This is a genomic window from Photobacterium carnosum, from assembly GCF_002849605.1.
Taxonomy (GTDB): Bacteria; Pseudomonadota; Gammaproteobacteria; order Enterobacterales; family Vibrionaceae; genus Photobacterium; species Photobacterium carnosum.
Map to the genome: position 1 here is coordinate 25,287 of NZ_NPIB01000030.1, position 20,026 is coordinate 45,312.

Sequence of the window (20,026 nt, forward strand, 5' to 3'; positions counted from 1 at the left end):
GCTAACGCCAAAAATAAAAAAACGCCGCAATCATCACGATTGCGGCGTTTTATTTTATCGGTCAATTACATTAACCAATAATAGGCATTATGCACGCCATTGTTTGAATGCATTAATCAAACCATTAGTTGAACTATCGTGGCTTACAACACCCTCGTTGCTATTTAGCTCAGGTAAAATTTGGTTAGCCAATTGCTTACCAAGTTCTACGCCCCACTGGTCAAAACTACAGATGTTCCAAATAACACCTTGGGTAAAGATTTTATGCTCATACAATGCGATTAGTGCACCTAATGTGTATGGCGTAATTTCTTTAAGCAGAATAGAGTTAGTTGGACGATTACCTTCAAAAACTTTAAATTCAGCTAGCTCATCAATTTCTGCTTGTGATTTACCTGCAGCAACAAACTCAGCTTCTACTGTCTCGCGACTCTTACCAAATGCTAATGCTTCAGTTTGTGCGAAGAAGTTAGCCATTAGTTTAGGGTGATGATCACCTAATGGATTATGGCTAATAGCTGGTGCAATAAAGTCACATGGAATTAACTTCGTGCCTTGGTGAATAAGTTGATAGAACGCGTGTTGACCATTCGTTCCTGGCTCACCCCAAATGATAGGACCTGTTTGGTAATCCACTGGCTTACCACCACGATCGACATATTTACCATTTGATTCCATGTTACCTTGCTGGAAGTAAGCAGGGAAACGGTGCATGTATTGATCGTAAGGTAGGATCGCTTCAGTTTCTGCGCCGTGGAAGTTGTTATACCAAATACCAATTAACGCTAGAATTACAGGTAATTTTTGCTCTAGTGGCGCGGTTGCAAAATGATTATCCATTGCATGACCACCTTCCAATAACTTAACGAAGTTATCAAAACCTACCGCCAAGCTAATAGAAAGACCAATTGCAGACCATAGTGAGTAACGACCACCAACCCAATCCCAGAACTCAAACATGTTATCAGTATCGATACCAAATTCAGCCACAGATTCTGCATTAGTAGAGAGCGCAGCAAAGTGTTTTGCAACGTGTGCTTTATCTTCCGCCATTGCTAAGAACCAATCACGCGCAGACAATGCGTTAGTCATCGTTTCTTGAGTAGTAAAGGTTTTAGATGCAATTAAGAATAACGTTGTTTCAGGATTTAAGTCTTTTAGCGTTTCAACAATGTGTGTCGCATCAACGTTAGAAACAAAGTGCATGTTTAGGCGTGTTTTGTACGCTGCTAATGCTTCTGAAACCATGTAAGGGCCAAGATCTGAACCACCAATACCGATATTAACGACATCAGTGATTTCTTTGCCGGTGTAACCTTTCCACTCGCCACTTACAATACGGTTAGTGAAACGTTCCATCTTCGCTAATACTGCATTTACTGCAGGCATAACATCTTTGCCATCAACAATGATTGGCGTATTGCTACGGTTACGTAACGCAACATGTAGTACAGCACGATCTTCAGTACGGTTAATTTTCACACCGTTGAACATATCCGCAATAGCAGCATCAAGCTCAGTTTCTTTTGCTAATGCAAACAACTTAGTCAAAGTTTCTTCTGTGATCAGGTTCTTAGAGTAATCTAATAAAATATCAGAACCAAACTGGGCAGAAAACTTGGCAAAACGCTCGCTATCATTTGCAAATAAATCACTTAATTCAAAATCTTGAGCTTGTTCAAAATGCGCAGTCAGTGCTTGCCACGCTTTAGTTTGCGTTGGATTAATATTCTTTAACATAATAATGTTCCTGATTTTGTTATGTTCATCCCTCGAAGCATACCGCCTTCGAAAGATCCTCGATCTATGCTATACAACCTAAAATGCTAGGTCTCTAATAATAAGGTTATCTGTTACAACCAATTATGACGCTAATATCGTATTATCGTCATTGCGTCAGGTCACGAAAATATGATGCATCATACCTGTATTTATCAGCAAGATGATAATGGTAATCACTAATTAAACTAAAAGGTTTCACCGATAAATAAAGAGTAATGGTATATCAAAGGCTTTATCAAAGATTAAAGAATACCAAAATGATACTGGCAGATAACAGGCCGCGATTACTCTTCAAGGTAAATAGTAAATTTTAACCAAAAAAAAGCCGCAGGTTAAACCCACGACTCGTCTTTTTTATGAATAAGTCATTGCCACTCGAGGAGTTAACTTAGTCATTAATTCATAAGCAATAACACCTGTATATTGTGCTATCACTTCAGCAGGTAAACCTTTACCCCATAAAATAGCTTCATCACCTACTTTATCGGTCGCATTCGGTCCTAAATCTACTGTCAACATATCCATTGAAACACGCCCAGCCGTTGGCACAATCCGACCATTAACCATCACTGGTGTACCATTAGGCGCACAACGTGGATAGCCATCACCATAACCAATAGCAATAACACCCATTTTGGTATCTTGCTCACAGGTCCAAATGCCACCATAACCGACTTGTTCACCTTTTTTAACGTCACGAACAGCAATTAAGCTCGATGTTAACGTCATAACCGGTTGTAGATTATAGTTTGATGCCGAACGTTCTAATTCATCAAATGGTGACACGCCATACATAATAATGCCCGGACGGATCCATTCAAAATGACTATCAGGCCACGCTAAAATACCCGCTGATGCTGCTAATGAACGCTCACCTTGGTAAGGCTTGGTCAAGGTTGAAAAACACGCAATTTGATTAACGGTAATATCACTATTTAGATTATCAGCATTACCAAAATGACTAATAAAACGTAATGGCTTAGCAACATTATCGCAGTCATTTAAGCGTTGCATAAACTCAGGCACTTGCTCTGGGCGTAATCCAAGTCGGTGCATGCCTGTGTCTATTTTTACCCATACACGTACGGGTGCATCTAACTCAGCCTGTTCTAACGCTTCCAGCTGTTCAATCGAATGCACTACGGTATGAATATTATTAATCACCAATACTGGAAGATCTGTTGGCGCATAAAAACCTTCTAATAATAAGATCGGTTTTACCACGCCACCAGCGCGTAGTATTAAAGCTTCTTCTATACGTGCCACACCATAAGCATCAACATCGATAAGGCTTTTCGCCACATCTAACAACCCGTGTCCGTATGCATTAGCTTTAACAACCGCTAAAATTTTACTCTTTGGTGCCTGCAGGCGGATTTGACTCAGATTATGTGCCAAAGCTTGGGTATCAATATGTGCAGTTGCAGCTTTCATCCAATATCCTAAATAATTTTTAAGGCTTACTCTTCATCAAAGGCTGGACCAGCATAGTTATCAAAGCGAGAGAACTGGCCTTGGAACGTTAAACGCACAGTACCAATTGGACCATTACGTTGTTTACCTAAGATGATTTCAGCGATCCCTTTAAGGGCACTGTCTTCGTGATAAACCTCATCACGGTATATGAACATGATTAAGTCAGCATCCTGCTCGATGGCGCCAGATTCACGCAGATCAGAGTTAACAGGACGCTTATCTGCCCGTTGCTCTAACGAACGGTTAAGCTGAGAGAGGGCAACAACAGGCACATTTAATTCTTTCGCTAATGCTTTAAGCGAACGTGAGATTTCAGCAATCTCTAACGTACGGTTTTCTTGTAGTCCTGGCACACGCATCAACTGAAGGTAGTCGATCATGATCATACTAAGACCACCGTGATCACGTGCAATACGACGCGCGCGTGAACGTACTTCTGTTGGTGTTAAGCCGGAACTATCATCAATGAACATATTCTTCTTTTGCATCAGAATACCCATTGTTGATGATATCCGTGCCCAATCTTCATCGTCCAATTGTCCGGTACGAATTTTGGTTTGGTCAACACGAGATAATGATGCCAACATACGCATCATTATCTGTTCTGCGGGCATCTCTAATGAGAAAATCAGCACTGGTTTATCTTGATCCATGGCTGCATTTTCACATAAGTTCATCGCAAAGGTCGTTTTACCCATAGATGGACGTGCGGCAACAATAATCAAATCAGACCCTTGCAAACCAGCAGTCTTCTTATTTAAATCAGTAAAGCCCGTTGAAACACCCGTTACACCATCTTGTGGTGATTGATAAAGCAACTCAATACGTTCAAGCGTACGCTCTAAAATTGTATCAACGTTTTGGGGGCCCTCTTTATCATTAGTCCGTTGTTCAGCAATGGCAAAAACTTTACTTTCGGCCATATCCAACAAGTCTTCACTAGTGCGACCTTGTGGATCATAACCCGCATCAGCAATTTCATTGGCAACGCCAATCATATCGCGGATCAAAGCTCGCTCACGGACAATATCAGCATACGCTAAAATATTGGCAGCCGACGGGGTGTTTTTAGCCAATTCAGCAAGGTAAGCAAAACCACCAACACCATCAAGTTTGTCAGACCGCTCAAGATGTTCAGACAGCGTGATCAAATCAAGTGGCTGTCCACCTTCCAATAAGGCTGCGGTTGCCTCAAAAATAATCCGATGAGGGCGACTGTAGAAATCTTTTGCAACGACTTTTTCAGCAACAGTATCCCAACGCTCATTATCCAGCATTAAACCGCCAAGTACTGATTGCTCAGCCTCAAGCGAATGCGGTGGCATCTTAATGGCGTCCATTTGATTATCTTTTAATTGTTTCGATTTACGATTATCTGTCATAGCAATTGTGCATTTACCAAAACCAAGAACGGAGCTCGACAGTATAACCTATCCCCTGCCTCTGAGTAGCTATAAACGATTACGATTGATCACTTGCAACAACAACAATTATCCTCCTTTTTAGTTTTACGAAAAGTATGCTGACGATTCCTAACCAAAAGCTGACAAATTTACGCTAGAATGCGACGATCAATGTTTCGACCTTTACCTTACCCTGCCAGCGGAGGTCTTTTGGCAAGATATATACTCACATTTCTATTGCTTGCCACTACCGCAGCCAATGCCAGTGAAGAATCAACACCGGAAGCACCGATTGAACCATCGCCATTAACCAGTACTATCGGCTTGGGTTATCAAGCACTATCGGGTAACTCTGACTCCCAGACCATGAATGGTAATGTGGCGCTGACGTACACCAAAGGCCGTTATCAAACCAATGCCGATGCCAAATTTATTATGGCAAAGAAAAATGGCGAAGAAGATAAGCGAAAACTATCAACCAGCTTAAAATCAAAACGGATGATCCGTGATGGTTATTATTTTTATGGTAATGGCAGCTATATTGATGACCGCTATGGGCCTTATTATGCAGATTCGATAGTCTCAACCGGTATCGGTTACCGTTTATTTAACTATGAGACATTTCAAACATTAGTGGATATTGGCCCCGGCTTTCGCCATCAAGATCCTAATCTCGATGAGATAAAAAACGACAGTATTGTGAAACAAGAAGTCGTTAATGAAATGGTATTGCAAAGCACCATCGATATTCAATGGAAGCCATTAAAAACACTGACACTCAGTGCTAAATTTAACGTCATTTCAGGGCAAAGTAACACCACCTTAGAAAGCACCTTTAATGCGACTAATGCGATCACTGACAATATTGCTTTAAACGTAGGTTACACCCAAACAGCTTATTCTTGGGTACCTGAAGGCATGAAAAATTCCGATAGTACCACCACGATCTCACTGATTTACACTTTATAAATCAAGATTTCCTAAATTCCAGACATAAAAAAACCAGCCATAAGGCTGGTTTTTTACTATTAAAGCTAAAAGCGATTACTTAGCAGCAACAACGTTTAGTTTAACAGTTGCGAATACATCTGAACTTAGCTGAACGCTAACTTCAAATTCGCCAGTTGCACGTAGTGCGCCTTCAGGTAGACGTACTTCACTCTTAACAAGTGCTACGCCAGCTGCAGAAACTGCATCAGCGATGTCACGAGTACCGATTGAGCCGAATAGTTTACCTTCGTCACCAGCTTTAGATTCAATAACCACACCTTCAAGCGTGTTTAGTGCTTCAGCACGTGCTTGAGCAGCAGCATGTTGCTCAGCAACTTTAACTTCTAGCTCTGCACGACGTGCGTCGAACATTTCAACGTTCGCTTTAGTCGCCATAACAGCCTTAGCTTGTGGGATAAGGAAGTTACGAGCATAGCCCGCTTTAACGTTAACCTGGTCGCCAAGGCCACCTAGGTTAGCTACTTTATCAAGTAGAATAACTTGCATTATCTTGTCCTCTATAAAATTCTAAAAACGACTACTGCTTACAGATGCTTATCTGTGTACGGTAGAAGTGCTAGGTAACGAGAACGCTTGATAGCACGAGCTAGCTGACGCTGGTATTTAGCACGAGTACCAGTGATACGGCTAGGTACAATTTTACCAGCTTCAGTGATGTAGTTTTTCAGAGTTGCTACGTCTTTGTAGTCAATCTCTAGTACGCCTTCTGCTGTAAAACGGCAGAATTTACGACGACGGAAGAAACGAGCCATGGGCTATCTCCTGATCTAAATTAAGTCAATGTAATCGGCATGCAAAACTAATTTCCCGATACCATTACGGCCGGTTTGGTAAGAGATAAATCCCTCCACCTTAATTGTGCTTCCGACAACTAAATCTTGAGTGAGTACTTGTTGACCTTTACCACTGATTACCACGTTAATATAACAATATATTTGGCGTGGTAAGTCAGCTTCCCGCTGCACAGAGCGATGCTCAAGCACAAAGTGACAATGAGGTATGCCTGCCGGGGATTGGCTTCGTTTGGGATGCTTGGCAATAGTGCCAGTCAACACCAGACGATTAGTCATTAATACAAATTACTCAGCAGCTGCTTCGCCTTCAGATTGTGCTTCAGCACGATCTTCACGCTTAGTAAAACGCTCTTCTTTAGCCTTCATCATAGGAGATGGCTCAGTAACAGCGTGTTTAGTACGCATGATCATGTTACGGATCACTGCGTCGTTGAAGCGGAAGTTTGACTCAAGCTCGTCAATAACAGCCTGCTCAGCTTCAATGTTCAAAAGAACATAGTGTGCTTTGTGCAGTTTGTTGATTGGGTAAGCCATTTGACGGCGGCCCCAATCTTCTAGACGGTGAATTTGACCACCAGAATCTTTGATAGCAGCAGTGTAACGCTCGATCATGCCAGCAACTTGCTCGCTTTGATCAGGGTGCACCATGAATACGATTTCGTAATGACGCATAGGTTGCTCCTTACGGATTATTCAGCTTCCCTTGTCGGCTCGGTTAACCTGAGGAAGCAAGGAACTAAAAAAAGAACCGAGAATTTGGATGACGGATAGTACAGAGAATGATCAATCTAGGCAAGCTTATTTTCTCGCCACTCGCCGTTTTTCAATGAAATGAACTCGAACCTTAGTTTATCGCTACTAACATTGACTCATCACGGCCATCTCTGTTCATTTTTCATACTGATAAACAATAAAAGACCCACCCAGTAACCACTGCGTGGGTTTAAATAATTATGCAATTATTTGGGGTTAATCACGCATTATCCGCGTTGACGTACCGCTTCAAATAAACAGATACCTGTCGCTACCGATACGTTCAAACTTGATACTGAACCCGCCATTGGGATCTTAATCAAATCATCACACGTTTCACGGGTTAAACGACGCATACCTTCACCTTCAGCCCCCATAACAATCGCCAATGGCCCAGTTAGTTTACTGTGGTAAAGATCATGGGTTGCTTCACCAGCAGTACCCACAATCCATACGCCTTTATCTTGTAACGCTCGCATAGTACGAGCCAGATTGGTTACACGTACTAATGGCATAATTTCAGCCGCACCACATGCCACTTTACTTGCAGTCGCATTCAACTGTGCTGAACGATCTTTTGGAACAATCACAGCCACAGCACCTGCTGCATCAGCATTACGTAAACACGCACCAAGGTTATGCGGGTCAGTCACACCATCTAAAATCAACAATAATGGATTTTCTTTGGTCGCTAATAAATCATCAAGGTTGTTTTCATTGTACTGCTTACCCGGACGCACACGCGCAATAATACCCTGATGAGAGGCACCATCAACTTTGTCATCTAATGCTTTACGGCCCGCTTCTTGAATCGTGATGCCTAAGTCTTTCAACTCAGTAATTAACGGCAGCAAACGATCATCTTCACGCCCTTTCAGTACGAATACTTCAATAAAGCGCACCGGATCAGATGCGAGTACAGCTTTAACGGCATGGATGCCAAAAATCATATCATTACTCATGGATTAACTCTTCTTTGCTGCGCGTTCTGATTTACCCGCACGTTGCTTTTTCTTCTTGCTAACTTTGGGCTTCTTTTTTGGATCTGTCAGCGGCTTTTCATCCGATAACTTACGTGGTTTTTTATTTCTTGGCTTTTTCTTTTTAGCGTCAGCTTCAGCTTGTGGAATCGCGCCTTCTTTTAAATTTTTACGTACAGAAGAGCGCTCACGTTTACTTTTATCTCGTGATTCAGACTTAGCGTCACCATCTTCAACTTTAAATGCAGGCATTCCTTGGCGCTTTAGGCCATCAGCTTTGCGCATGCGTTGTTTTTTCTCACGCCCTTTCGCTGTTTTACCTGCACCACGTTGTTTACGCTCAGCACCAACGATATCAAAGTCTAATTGACGATCATTTAGGTTAATAGCGGCTACTTTAACCTGAACAGTATCACCTAAACGATAAATCACGCCCGAGCTTTCACCGACCAAGCGTTGACCTACAGGATCAAATTGGTAGTAATCGTTAGCTAAGTTTGAGATATGCACTAAGCCATCAATGTTAAGCTCATTTAGACGCACAAAGAAACCAAAACCGGTAACATTCGCAATCACACCTTCAAACTCATCGCCAAGGTGATCTTGCATGTACTCACACTTGAGCCAATCAGACACATCACGGGTCGCATCATCAGCACGACGTTCTGTGGTTGAACATTGCTCACCGATAGCATCAATTTCATCAAATGAATAATGATGACCACCTGTTAGTGTATCGTTGTTAGTGTTACCTGCTTGTTTAGCAATTAAAAACTTAATTGCGCGGTGCAAGGTTAAGTCCGGGTAACGACGAATTGGCGAGGTAAAGTGAGCATATTGACTAAGGGCTAAACCAAAGTGACCAATATTATCTGCTTGATAAACCGCTTGCTTCATCGAGCGCAATAGCATGGTTTGAATTAATTCACGATCATTACGATCTTTAATTAAATTCGCTAACGCTGCGTAATCTTTCGGGCTTGGCTCTAAACCACCACCAAGTTCTAAACTTAGCTCGCCCAAGAAATCACGGAAGCCTTGCAGACGCTCTTCACCTGGCGTGTCGTGAACACGGTATAGCGCAGGCTCTTTGGCACTTTCTACAAATTGAGCAGAAGCAATATTGGCTAAAATCATACATTCTTCGATGATTTTATGTGCTTCATTACGTACTAACGGTACGATGTTCTCAATTTTACGATCAGCATTGAAAACAAACTTGGTTTCAATGGTTTCAAATTCAATCGCACCACGGGCTTCACGAGCAACTTTCAGCGCTTTAAACATGCTGTAAAGTTCTTCAAGGTGCGGCACTAATGGTTGGTAACGTTGACGCAGTTCTTCATCACCTTCCAGCATGTTACTTACTTTAGTGTAAGTTAAACGTGCATGTGAATTCATCACTGCTTCATAATGTTTATAGCCAGTAAGCTTACCGCCCTCAGAAACGGTCATCTCACATACCATACACAAGCGATCGACTTGTGGATTAAGTGAACATAGACCATTTGAAAGCACTTCTGGCAGCATTGGAATAACTTGAGCTGGGAAGTAAACCGAGTTACCACGTTTTAGGGCTTCATTATCCAGCGCCGATTTAGAACGCACATAATAACTTACATCGGCAATTGCTACCCATAAACGCCAGCCACCATCAGGGTTACGCTGACAGTGCACGGCATCATCAAAGTCACGTGCATCTTCACCATCAATGGTTACCAATGGTAATTGACGTAAATCAACACGACCCAATTTAGCGTCTTCTGGTACTTCCTCAGTAAGATGCTTTATTTGGTTATCAACTTCTGATGGCCACACGTGTGGAATATCATGGGTACGCAGTGCTATTTCGATTTCCATACCCGGTGCCATATTCTCACCCAGTACTTCAACCACACGACCCACCGCATTATGTTGACGTGTTGCTCGTTGATTGATCTCAACCACAACCACGTTACCCATACGGGCACCTTGACGGACGTCTTGTGGAATAATGATATCTTGAGCAATACGAGAATCATCAGGTACCACGTAGCCCATGCCATCTTCAAGGAAGAAACGACCGACAATTTGGTTTGGTGATTCAGTTAACACACGCACAACACGGCCTTCACGACGGCCACGTTTATCTTCGCCATCAGCCTGCGCTAAAATGTAATCACCATGGATCACTGTGCGCATTTGATGGGCAGGTAACAATAAATCAGTGTCTTTACTATAAGTACCTTCAGGGCGTAAAAAGCCAAAACCATCACGGTGGCCGATAACGTAGCCTTTAATTAAATCTAAACGCTCAGGCAATGCATAGCACTGGCGGCGAGTAAATATTAATTGACCATCACGCTCCATCGCACGTAAGCGACGACGTAGACCTTCATATTGATCATCACCTTTAAGTTTTAACTCAGTAAATAACTGGTCACGACTAACGGGTGTACTAAAGCCACGGATGACTTCTAATAGTAACTCACGGCTTGGAATGGGGTTTTCGTAATTAGATGCTTCGCGTTCGCGAAAAGGATCAACCGGTAAATCGGTAGTACCTTTAGACATAAACAGTTCCTGTTGGCCAGCCATACTTTAAGTATACTCAGCTCTTAGGTGAACAGATGGAAACAGGCAATAAATACCTATTCCACTAAATAATAGGGAGTAGTGTGATGCTAGACCATTATCGTTAAATGGCCTTAGTGTTCTGCAGGCAGCCCTAATAAGACACGCAATGGTGGATTATTATCTATCAAAGTCAATAATGTGTACTTATCAAGCTCATTTAAAAAAGCATTGCGCGCATCAGCAAGGATCCCCTTTAACTGACATGCTGGCGTAATATTACAAAAATCAGGTGCACAATTGACGATTTGTAACGGTTCAATCGCCCTTACTACGTGCCCTAATACAATATTTCCCGCAGGCATTCCTAAGCGAATACCACCATTTTTTCCGCGTACGGTTTCTACATAACCTAATTGGCCTAATTTATTAATAATTTTGACCATATGATTACGCGACACACCATAAGTGTCGGTTACTTTTGTGATACTTGTTAACTCACCCTCAGGCAGGCTAGCAAGATATATCAAGGCTCGTAGGCCATAATCGGTAAAACTGGTTAACTGCACATTGACTCCTCTTGTTACTATTTTAATCGCGTTCTTGACTAAAAGATACAGATCAGATACAACTTATAACATATATTATAAATACAACTTACAAAAGAGAAAGTCATGCTCACTCAAAAAACCATTGATATCGTAAAATCGACCGCACCAGTTATTGCCGCAGCTGGCCCTGTTGTCACTCAACATTTTTATCAACGTATGTTTGATCACAACCCTGAACTTAAAGATGTTTTTAATATGAGCCATCAACAAGGCCCAGATAAAAACACGCCATCAAGCCAACAACAAGCATTATTTAATGCGGTATGTGCTTACGCTAATAATATTGATAATTTAGCGGTACTACTACCTGCCGTCGAAAAAATAGCTCAAAAGCACACCAGTTTTTTAATTACTGCCGATCAATATCAAATAGTAGGTCATCATCTTTTAGCCACTATTGATGAATTATTAGCACCTGGGCAAGAGGTATTGGATGCTTGGGGAGAAGCTTACGGCGTATTAGCCAATATTTTCATTAATCGTGAAGAAGAGATCTACCAAGAAAGTGATGCTAAAATTGGCGGCTGGCGTGGCACACGTGAATTTGTTGTGACAAGTAAACAATCAGACAGTGAATTGATCACCAGTTTTACTTTTTCGCCAACAGATGGCGGCCAAGTAGCGACCTACAAACCTGGACAGTACTTAGGTATTTATATTAATGCCGATGAACTCGCGAACCAAGAAATCCGCCAATACAGTTTATCGTCAGCGCCTAATAACAATCATTACCGTATTTCTGTAAAACGCGAAACCCAAGGTACGGTATCAAACTACCTTCACGATAAAATTAATGTTGGCGATAAGATCAAACTGGTAGCTCCTGCTGGTGATTTTTTCTTGGATGTTAATCCACAGACACCTGTAACGTTAATTTCAGCTGGCGTGGGTTTAACGCCAATGCTCGCCATGCTTGAAACACTGACCCAACATCAAGCGCCAGTGAATTGGTTACACGCAACAGAAAATGGTCAGCAACACGCTTATAAAGATCATGTAAAAACACTGGCAAATCAACATTCGCACATTTCAGCATTAACATGGTACAACGCGCCAACGAGTGGCGATCGTCAAGCAGAAGATTATGATTACCAAGGCTTGATCGAGCTTGATAAAATTGCTACTCAAATTTCAGATCCTGAAATGCATTTTTATTGCTGTGGTCCTGTTGGCTTTATGCAATTTATCGCTAAACAGTTAATTGAACTGGGTGTAACTAGCGATCGTATTCATTACGAATGTTTTGGCCCACATAAAGTGCTGTAATATTTTTCATTACTTCTTACACAATGAAATTCCACGCCATCAAAAACAGCACCTAATGAGGTGCTGTTTTTATTGCAATCTATAACAACCATTACCAAAACGATGAGCGTCGTTTAGCGCGCGCGATAATATTAACTGGCATCTTTAGTGCTAACTGCTGCCGTAATCGACGTAATTGTTGATGTTGACGCTTATCAGTGGTCACGGTTTGATATAACCACCGATATGCATCTTCAAAATCTAACGGACTGCCATTATCAGCAATGAGTAATTGTGCTAATTGAATGCGAGCACGAACATTGCCCAACGCTGCAGCTTCACGTAAATAAGGAATCGCACGCTCTTTATCCTGTTGTAAAATAACACCTTGAGCGTAATAACGCCCCAATTGTTCTAACGCGACAGGGACGCCTTGTTGAGCAGCGGCACGCATGTAATACACGCCTTGTTCAACATCTTTTGGAACACACACACCCCACGCCAACATATCACCATAAAGAAATTGATAGGTCGGTGATTCTGTTTGTTGAGCGCGCGCTTGAATATCTTGTACTAATTGACAGTCATCCGCTTTTACTTGGCGTAAATGCTGGTTGGTCGTAAACCACGCGCTAAGCTGATCTTCAGTATAAATAGGCACAGCATCACCCACTACCGTAAGAGCGTATACAGGTGTTGCTAACCAAAAAGCAAAGGTCATCAGTAAGCGCTTCATTTACATTCCTCAAACACCGAATAGTTATCTATCGGCAATGTACAACGAAACTTTAATCATGACAGATGGCAGTCTAACAGTAATATTGAGCTATAAAAAAACCAGCTCGAAAGCTGGTTTTTATTACTTAAAACAATCGCGAGTGATTACTCACCGTATGGGTGAACTTTGATGATTGTCTCGTTACGGTCAGGACCAGTAGAGATAATATCAATTGGCACACCTGTTAGCTCTTCAATACGTGCGATGTAATCAAGTGCTGCTTGTGGTAGCGCATCCAGTGTTTTAGCACCAAATGTTGTTTCGCTCCAACCAGGCATTGTTTCGTAAATTAGTTCTAGATTTTCGTACGCATCAGCTGCCATTGGAGAAACTTCTAGAATCTCACCAGACTTAGTTTTGTAACCAGTACAGATTTTCAGCTCTTTAAGACCATCTAGTACGTCTAATTTAGTTAGACAGAAACCAGAGATAGAGTTGATTTGTACCGCACGACGCATAGCAACCGCATCGAACCAACCAGTACGACGTAAACGACCTGTCGTTGCGCCAAACTCGTTACCAACAGTACCTAAATGCTTACCGATAGGATCTTGCTTTTCTAGACCGTCATAAAGTTCAGTCGGGAAAGGACCTGCACCTACACGCGTACAGTATGCCTTCGCGATACCTAGGATGTAACCTAAGTAACGAGGACCAAAACCAGAACCTGCAGCAACACCACCAGCAGTAGTAGTAGACGACGTTACATATGGGTAAGTACCGTGGTCAATATCAAGCAATGTACCTTGCGCACCTTCAAACATGATCTTGTCGCCACGTAGACGCGCATCATCAAGTTCTTTCGTTACGTCGATAACCATTGATGTTAATAGGTCAGCTTGAGAAAGTACTTTTTCTAGTACTTCTTCATAGTTTACAGGTTCAGCATGGTAGTAATGCTCAATCTGGAAGTTATGATAAGCCATAACATCTTTAAGCTTTTCAGCAAATGTGGCTTTATCGAATAAATCGCCAACGCGAAGACCGCGACGAGCAACTTTATCTTCATAAGCAGGACCGATACCACGACCTGTAGTACCAATTGCTTTTTTACCACGAGCCGCTTCGCGTGCTTGGTCAAGAGCAATATGGTAAGGAAGAATTAGTGGACAAGCTTCTGATAGGAACAGACGCTCACGAACAGGAATACCACGTGCTTCTAGTGGACCCATCTCATTCATTAGTGCATCAGGAGAAAGTACAACACCATTACCGATGATGCATTTAACATTGTCACGTAGGATACCTGATGGGATCAGGTGAAGAACAGTTTTCTCACCGTCAATAACTAGGGTGTGACCGGCGTTGTGTCCGCCTTGGTAGCGAACCACATATTTTGCATCTTCGGTCAGCAGGTCAACAATCTTACCTTTACCTTCGTCACCCCATTGGGTGCCAAGAACGACTACATTATTTGCCATCTTTCTTCATCTATCGTAGTTAAAAAAGGATTCTAGCACCTAAATCCCCCACTTGCAGTCATTTTTGGCTTAATACATTTCACATATGACGACTTTTATCTCTTTTTTATGGCGGTTTTTCTATATTTTCAAATACATCATATAAGCAATCACACCACCAGCGACAACCAAACATCCACCAATACGACGTAACGTATTATCATTTTGTTGGCTTAGTTGACTGACCATATTTCGCCACCCTTGAGGGGCTAATAATGGCCCTAACCCTTCAACAACTAACACTAAACCTATGGCTAACAAAATTGTATTCATTATATATTTTATCCAAAAAAAAAGACAAGGCCGAAGCCTTGTCTTTATTATAACGATAGCACTGTTAGTAAAGCGAGTTTACTTTGCTGGTAACTCTGAATGGTTCATGTATTTAAAGAACTCATTATTCGGATCAACAACAAGAATGTCATTTTTCGAACTAAAGCTATTTTCATACGCTTTCAAAGAACGCCAGAAACTGTAGAACTCAGGATCTTGATTATACGCTTTCGCATAAATCTCAGCCGCTTTTGCGTCTGCATCACCACGTACAACTTGTGCTTTACGCTTCGCCTCAGCTAAAACTGTTGCCACTTCAAGTTCTGAACGAGCACGAAGCTCTTCAGCACGTTGACGGCCTTGAGAACGGTAGCTACGTGCCACTGACTCACGCTCAGCACGCATACGACGGTAGATAGACTCACTGATTTCATCAGGTAAGTTGATTTTCTTAATACGGAAATCAACTACTTCAATACCTAAGTCTTTCGCACTTTCACGCGTTTCTTCAAGTACATCAGCCATGATTTGATCACGTTGGCCTTCAACTTTCTTCACAGGCACAACACCTTCAATTACCGCTAGAGCAGCTTTCGCAGCCTTAGTTTGTGCAATATCAGATGGTGCAGCAGGCGTTGAAGTGCTGTCTTCTCCAGATACAATTTGTTTGATTTCTTTCGCGCCAATTTCGGCACGTAAGCTATCAACAACTTTACGCTTTAACAATGATTCCGCTGTTGATGTGTTACCACCGCCAGTCGCTAAGTAATATTTGCCGTAATCTTTAATACGCCATTTAACATAGGTATCAATGATAACGTCTTTTTTCTCAGCCGTTAGGAAACGATCAGCTTGATCGTCCATCGTTTGAATACGCGCATCAAGATCATGCACACGGTCAAACACAGGAACTTTAAAGTGTAAACCTGGCTCGTAAATACGTGCAATTTCGGTATTGTTATCTTTTAGAATACGACCAAAACGCACGACGATACCACGCTCGCCCTCTTTCACTACAAACATAGACATCAATAATAGTGCAATAAAAATTACAACTACTGGGATGATTAACTTACGCATAATTAATATCTCCCTTGACGGCCAGTATCAGCACGTGGTGTTGGAGCAACTGGCGTTGGTATTTCTACTTTTTCCAATTCAATACCACTTAATCGGCCAGAATCTACTGGCTTTTTAGCTTGGTTATTTGATTGATCCATTAGCTTTTCAAGCGGTAAATACATTACGTTATTACCACCAGACTTAGTATCAATTAACACCTTGCTGGTATTGCTGTATACACGTTCCATCGTATCAAGATACAAACGGTCACGAGTTACTTTCTTCGCCGCTTCATATTGTGGCAACAGCTTATCAAACTGTGCAACATCACCTAACGCACCATTAATAACACGCTCAGAATAACCTTGTGCTTCATTCTTCAGACGCTCAGCTCGACCCGTTGCTTTTGGCAAAATGTCATTACTGTAAGCTTCTGCTTCACGAACATAACGTTCTTCATCTTCACGCGCTGCAATAGCATCATCAAAGGCATCTTTTACCGCTTCGGGTGGACGCGCACTTTGGAAGTTAACGTCCACAACACGGATACCCATGTTATATTTTGCGATAATCTTATCAATTGCAGTTTGAGTATTCGCACGAATAGTCTGACGGCCTGTTGTTAACGCTTGATCCATGGTTGAATCACCGATAACCGCACGCAGTGCAGAATCTGTCGCTTGACGCAAACTATCATCAGCATTAGTAACACTGAATAGATATTTTTCAGCATTATCAACACGGTATTGAACATCCATCTCAACTTTCAGCACATTTTCGTCTTTGGTTAGCATTAAGCCAGAAGCTCGTAGCGAACGAATTGCTTGTACGTTAACAGGGATAACTTCATCAATAAAAGTCGGCTTCCAATTCAAGCCTGGCTTGACGATTTGATCAAACTTACCGAAGCGCAGCACAACACCTTGTTCTGCTTCACTTACAGTGTAAAAGCCTGAAAATCCCCATACAGCCACAGCTAAAACTGCAACAGCACCCAAACCTACAGCGCTACCGCTGCCTGTTGGTCCTTTTTTACTACCAAACACACCACTAACCTTACGACTTAGTTTTGAGAAAACCTCATCCAGATCGGGTGGTCCTTGTTCACGTCCACCATGATTTTTATTACCCCAAGGGTCTTTATCATCACGGCCGCCGTTGTTACCAGGCTCATTCCACGCCATTATAGAACTCCATCAATGTGATATGACGACAGTTTTTATTACTCAGCAATCCATTAAGCAACGATGTAGTCATCTAACGAAGTACTTTCTCTTTTTTGTAACCGCGACCATTCTGCCATCGGTAAGCAAATATCAATCATTAAACAGCCATCTGATTCATATTCCTCTCGCAAAATACATCCCATTTGATAAAACTTACTGCGTAACCGTCCAATAATTTCAGGCGGTAAACGCAAGCTATGCTTTATCATCGTTCCTGCAAGACGTTCTGTTAAGGCTTGGAATAACAAGTCAATGCCTTGCCCTTCCATGGCTGATACCCAAACTCGTCGAGGTAAACCCTCTTCGTCACGCTCGATTCGTGGTTGTGCATTATCCAAGTTATCAATTTTATTCATAACAAGTAAAACAGGAACATCGCTAGCATCGATTTCATCAAGTACGGTATCTACCGCCTCAATGTTCTCACGAAAACGATCATCACTGGCATCAACCACATGAAGCAATAGATCTGCTTCTTGTGTTTCTTTTAATGTTGCTTTAAACGCAGCCACTAAATCGTGGGGTAAATGTCGAATAAAACCAACAGTATCTGCAAGTATCGCTGCACCGACATCTGCAACTTCAATCTTACGCAATGTTGGATCTAAGGTAGCAAACAGCTGATCCGCTGCATATACCCCAGCATCTGTAATATGATTGAATAATGTTGATTTACCCGCATTGGTATACCCAACTAATGACACCGTTGGGATTTCTGCTCGGTTTCGTGCTCGACGTCCTTGATCGCGTTGTTTAGCTACTTTATCTAAACGCCGCAAAATAGTTTTAATACGTTCACGTAATAAACGTCGATCGGTTTCTAACTGAGTTTCACCCGGCCCGCGGAGGCCAATACCACCTTTTTGTCGCTCAAGGTGAGTCCAACCACGAATTAATCGGGTTGATAGATGACGTAATTGTGCTAATTCAACTTGCAACTTACCCTCATGGGTACGCGCTCGCTGAGCAAAGATATCGAGAATTAATCCAGTACGATCAATCACACGACACTGACAAAGCAGCTCTAAGTTTCGTTCTTGTGCCGGTGACAATGCGTGATTAAAAATAATAATATCTGCATTAACAGCGCTTACAGCGTCAGCTATTTCTTGTGCTTTACCTTCACCTACATAATATTTTGGAAGCGGAGTTTTACGGCTACCCGTAACTACGTGCAGCGCGTTAACTCCGGCGGAAGATACTAGCATTTCAAATTCGCTAAGATCTTCCCATTCCTCATCTTGAGTGAAGTTTATATGAACAAGAATAGCCTGCTCACCAGCTTCATAACGGTCAAACAAGTAATTAGCTCCTTATTTGAAATGATCTTACTCTTCTATTTTTTCTGGACGATCACTTCCTGCTGGACGATCACCCGCCTGATGATGATTCACCGGACGAGCGGGTACAACAGTTGAAATAGCATGCTTATAAACCATCTGGTTGACGGTGTTTTTAAGTAGAATGACAAATTGATCAAATGATTCAATTTGGCCTTGTAGTTTGATACCGTTTACCAGGTAAATAGAGACCGGGATTCTTTCACGACGCAGCGCATTCAAAAACGGGTCTTGCAGAGATTGCCCCTTAGCCATTATTTCTTTTCCTTATTTATTTGTAGTTGTATTAGCAACGAACAAAAACTAAAAATACGCAAAGCAGTTCAGAGTATACACGTTAATTAAACATCACATCTAACTGAGTTTGTGACGGTTTGTAACGCGCTATCAACATCACTACTATCCAACCAAGTCAAATCTTTCCAGCCACGAAGCCAAGTGATTTGACGCTTTGCCAATTGACGAGTAGCACAGATACCACGGAAAACCGCTTCATCTATGTCATGTTTCCCGTCCAAATATTCCCACATCTGTCGATAACCAACGCAGCGTATAGAAGGAAGTTCAAGGTGAAGATCACCACGGTCATATAATGCCCGTACTTCCTGCTCAAACCCTGCTTCGATCATTTTTTTGAACCGAAGCTCAATTCGATGATGTAGTACAGCCCTATCCGTGGGCGTAATTGCAAATTGGTGAACCTTATAAGGTAACGATTCACCTTGAGTTTTAGTTAACTCAGTTAATGTTTTACCTGTGATTCGAAATACTTCCAATGCACGAGATAATCGCTGCGGATCATTGGGATGGATCCTTGCACCCGCAACCGGATCAATCTGCACCAATTCATCATGTAGATCTTGCCAACCCCGCGCCTCAGCATCACGTTCAATACCAGCGCGAACAACATCGTTTGCAGCAGGTAATGGTGACAAACCTTCCAATAATGCCTTGTAGTACAACATAGTACCACCGACCAATAAAGGAATCCGCCCTGCAGCTACTATATCAGCCATTTCTTTTAGTGCATCCGTACGAAAGTCTGCAGCAGAATAACTTTGCGCTGGATCACGAATATCGATTAAACGGTGCGGCGCTAGTGCCAATTCATGCGCATCTGGTTTCGCTGTACCAATATCCATTCCTTTATAAATAAGGGCTGAATCAACGCTTATCAACTCAACCGGGAGCTGTTCTCGTAACCGAATGGCTAAATCAGTTTTACCTGACGCTGTCGGACCCATTAAAAAAATAGCTTGTGGTTGTGGCTTCGTCATAA

Annotated in this window: 20 protein-coding genes; 2 read left to right on the forward strand and 18 right to left on the reverse strand. The window is 42.1% G+C overall.

Annotated elements, in window-relative coordinates; translation table 11 throughout:
* Positions 1-87: 87 nt before the first annotated feature.
* From pgi to CIK00_RS18415, 3 genes are all read right to left on the reverse strand, one after another.
* Complete coding sequence (pgi, locus tag CIK00_RS18405; RefSeq protein WP_101770080.1) at positions 88-1,740, reverse strand: glucose-6-phosphate isomerase; 1,653 nt, start codon at positions 1,738-1,740, stop codon at positions 88-90.
* Positions 1,741-2,136: 396 nt separating this feature from the next.
* Positions 2,137-3,216: an alanine racemase gene (gene alr, locus CIK00_RS18410; protein ID WP_101770081.1), complete on the reverse strand. Its 1,080-nt coding sequence runs from the start codon at positions 3,214-3,216 to the stop codon at positions 2,137-2,139.
* Between the two features lie 26 nt (positions 3,217-3,242).
* The gene (locus CIK00_RS18415) at positions 3,243-4,640 is read right to left on the reverse strand and encodes a replicative DNA helicase (RefSeq protein WP_101770082.1); all 1,398 of its coding nucleotides are present in this window, start codon (positions 4,638-4,640) and stop codon (positions 3,243-3,245) included.
* Positions 4,641-4,871: 231 nt separating this feature from the next.
* Here CIK00_RS18415 and CIK00_RS18420 point away from each other — a divergent pair, with 231 nt between their 5' ends.
* Positions 4,872-5,630: a DUF481 domain-containing protein gene (locus CIK00_RS18420; RefSeq protein WP_101770101.1), complete on the forward strand. Its 759-nt coding sequence runs from the start codon at positions 4,872-4,874 to the stop codon at positions 5,628-5,630.
* A gap of 75 nt (positions 5,631-5,705) precedes the next feature.
* Here the strand turns inward: CIK00_RS18420 and rplI are convergent, their stop codons facing one another.
* The 7 genes from rplI to nsrR form a co-directional block, all read right to left on the reverse strand.
* On the reverse strand, positions 5,706-6,158 hold the full coding sequence (gene rplI / locus CIK00_RS18425; RefSeq protein ID WP_101770083.1) for a 50S ribosomal protein L9: 453 nt from the start codon (positions 6,156-6,158) through the stop codon (positions 5,706-5,708).
* Between the two features lie 38 nt (positions 6,159-6,196).
* Entirely contained in the window at positions 6,197-6,424 is a 228-nt protein-coding gene (rpsR, locus tag CIK00_RS18430) for a 30S ribosomal protein S18 (protein ID WP_045030943.1), read from the reverse strand.
* Positions 6,425-6,439: 15 nt separating this feature from the next.
* Positions 6,440-6,742 (reverse strand): primosomal replication protein N, encoded by a 303-nt coding sequence (priB, locus tag CIK00_RS18435; RefSeq protein ID WP_101770084.1) that lies wholly within the window; start codon positions 6,740-6,742, stop codon positions 6,440-6,442.
* Between the two features lie 9 nt (positions 6,743-6,751).
* On the reverse strand, positions 6,752-7,138 hold the full coding sequence (rpsF, locus tag CIK00_RS18440; RefSeq protein WP_101770085.1) for a 30S ribosomal protein S6: 387 nt from the start codon (positions 7,136-7,138) through the stop codon (positions 6,752-6,754).
* A 308-nt stretch (positions 7,139-7,446) separates the two neighbouring features.
* Positions 7,447-8,181: a 23S rRNA (guanosine(2251)-2'-O)-methyltransferase RlmB gene (rlmB, locus tag CIK00_RS18445; protein ID WP_101770086.1), complete on the reverse strand. Its 735-nt coding sequence runs from the start codon at positions 8,179-8,181 to the stop codon at positions 7,447-7,449.
* 3 nt (positions 8,182-8,184) lie between these two features.
* Positions 8,185-10,752 carry a ribonuclease R gene (gene rnr, locus CIK00_RS18450; protein WP_101770087.1) on the reverse strand — a complete coding sequence of 856 codons (2,568 nt, stop codon included), beginning with the start codon at positions 10,750-10,752 and terminating at the stop codon, positions 8,185-8,187.
* Between the two features lie 134 nt (positions 10,753-10,886).
* Complete coding sequence (gene nsrR / locus CIK00_RS18455; protein WP_101770088.1) at positions 10,887-11,321, reverse strand: nitric oxide-sensing transcriptional repressor NsrR; 435 nt, start codon at positions 11,319-11,321, stop codon at positions 10,887-10,889.
* 105 nt (positions 11,322-11,426) lie between these two features.
* Between nsrR and hmpA the strand changes: the two genes are divergently transcribed.
* The gene (hmpA, locus tag CIK00_RS18460; protein WP_101770089.1) at positions 11,427-12,629 is read left to right on the forward strand and encodes an NO-inducible flavohemoprotein; all 1,203 of its coding nucleotides are present in this window, start codon (positions 11,427-11,429) and stop codon (positions 12,627-12,629) included.
* Between the two features lie 91 nt (positions 12,630-12,720).
* Here the strand turns inward: hmpA and motX are convergent, their stop codons facing one another.
* The 8 genes from motX to miaA form a co-directional block, all read right to left on the reverse strand.
* Positions 12,721-13,344, reverse strand: a complete 624-nt coding sequence (gene motX / locus CIK00_RS18465; RefSeq protein ID WP_101770090.1) for a flagellar protein MotX — start codon at positions 13,342-13,344, stop codon at positions 12,721-12,723.
* Positions 13,345-13,490: 146 nt separating this feature from the next.
* On the reverse strand, positions 13,491-14,807 hold the full coding sequence (locus tag CIK00_RS18470; RefSeq protein WP_101770091.1) for an adenylosuccinate synthase: 1,317 nt from the start codon (positions 14,805-14,807) through the stop codon (positions 13,491-13,493).
* A 120-nt stretch (positions 14,808-14,927) separates the two neighbouring features.
* Positions 14,928-15,119 carry a DUF2065 domain-containing protein gene (locus tag CIK00_RS18475; RefSeq protein ID WP_373322881.1) on the reverse strand — a complete coding sequence of 64 codons (192 nt, stop codon included), beginning with the start codon at positions 15,117-15,119 and terminating at the stop codon, positions 14,928-14,930.
* 78 nt (positions 15,120-15,197) lie between these two features.
* Complete coding sequence (gene hflC / locus CIK00_RS18480; RefSeq protein WP_101770093.1) at positions 15,198-16,199, reverse strand: protease modulator HflC; 1,002 nt, start codon at positions 16,197-16,199, stop codon at positions 15,198-15,200.
* Between the two features lie 2 nt (positions 16,200-16,201).
* Complete coding sequence (hflK, locus tag CIK00_RS18485; RefSeq protein WP_101770094.1) at positions 16,202-17,365, reverse strand: FtsH protease activity modulator HflK; 1,164 nt, start codon at positions 17,363-17,365, stop codon at positions 16,202-16,204.
* A 53-nt stretch (positions 17,366-17,418) separates the two neighbouring features.
* On the reverse strand, positions 17,419-18,708 hold the full coding sequence (hflX, locus tag CIK00_RS18490) for a ribosome rescue GTPase HflX (RefSeq protein ID WP_101770095.1): 1,290 nt from the start codon (positions 18,706-18,708) through the stop codon (positions 17,419-17,421).
* A gap of 27 nt (positions 18,709-18,735) precedes the next feature.
* Positions 18,736-19,002 carry an RNA chaperone Hfq gene (hfq, locus tag CIK00_RS18495; RefSeq protein ID WP_101770096.1) on the reverse strand — a complete coding sequence of 89 codons (267 nt, stop codon included), beginning with the start codon at positions 19,000-19,002 and terminating at the stop codon, positions 18,736-18,738.
* A gap of 86 nt (positions 19,003-19,088) precedes the next feature.
* Positions 19,089-20,024, reverse strand: a complete 936-nt coding sequence (gene miaA, locus CIK00_RS18500) for a tRNA (adenosine(37)-N6)-dimethylallyltransferase MiaA (protein ID WP_101770102.1) — start codon at positions 20,022-20,024, stop codon at positions 19,089-19,091.
* Positions 20,025-20,026 lie beyond the last annotated feature (2 nt).

Bases quoted from the DNA above. Each gene is read 5' to 3' on its own strand.
- pgi (WP_101770080.1), bottom strand. From the start codon at position 1,740: ATGTTAAAGAATATTAATCCAACGCAAACTAAAGCGTGGCAAGCACTG.
- alr (WP_101770081.1), bottom strand. From the start codon at position 3,216: ATGAAAGCTGCAACTGCACATATTGATACCCAAGCTTTGGCACATAAT.
- CIK00_RS18415 (WP_101770082.1), bottom strand. From the start codon at position 4,640: ATGACAGATAATCGTAAATCGAAACAATTAAAAGATAATCAAATGGAC.
- rplI (WP_101770083.1), bottom strand. From the start codon at position 6,158: ATGCAAGTTATTCTACTTGATAAAGTAGCTAACCTAGGTGGCCTTGGC.
- rpsR (WP_045030943.1), bottom strand. From the start codon at position 6,424: ATGGCTCGTTTCTTCCGTCGTCGTAAATTCTGCCGTTTTACAGCAGAA.
- priB (WP_101770084.1), bottom strand. From the start codon at position 6,742: ATGACTAATCGTCTGGTGTTGACTGGCACTATTGCCAAGCATCCCAAA.
- rpsF (WP_101770085.1), bottom strand. From the start codon at position 7,138: ATGCGTCATTACGAAATCGTATTCATGGTGCACCCTGATCAAAGCGAG.
- rlmB (WP_101770086.1), bottom strand. From the start codon at position 8,181: ATGAGTAATGATATGATTTTTGGCATCCATGCCGTTAAAGCTGTACTC.
- rnr (WP_101770087.1), bottom strand. From the start codon at position 10,752: ATGTCTAAAGGTACTACCGATTTACCGGTTGATCCTTTTCGCGAACGC.
- hmpA (WP_101770089.1), top strand. From the start codon at position 11,427: ATGCTCACTCAAAAAACCATTGATATCGTAAAATCGACCGCACCAGTT.
- motX (WP_101770090.1), bottom strand. From the start codon at position 13,344: ATGAAGCGCTTACTGATGACCTTTGCTTTTTGGTTAGCAACACCTGTA.
- CIK00_RS18470 (WP_101770091.1), bottom strand. From the start codon at position 14,807: ATGGCAAATAATGTAGTCGTTCTTGGCACCCAATGGGGTGACGAAGGT.
- CIK00_RS18475 (WP_373322881.1), bottom strand. From the start codon at position 15,119: ATGAATACAATTTTGTTAGCCATAGGTTTAGTGTTAGTTGTTGAAGGG.
- hflC (WP_101770093.1), bottom strand. From the start codon at position 16,199: ATGCGTAAGTTAATCATCCCAGTAGTTGTAATTTTTATTGCACTATTA.
- hflK (WP_101770094.1), bottom strand. From the start codon at position 17,365: ATGGCGTGGAATGAGCCTGGTAACAACGGCGGCCGTGATGATAAAGAC.
- hfq (WP_101770096.1), bottom strand. From the start codon at position 19,002: ATGGCTAAGGGGCAATCTCTGCAAGACCCGTTTTTGAATGCGCTGCGT.
- miaA (WP_101770102.1), bottom strand. From the start codon at position 20,024: ATGACGAAGCCACAACCACAAGCTATTTTTTTAATGGGTCCGACAGCG.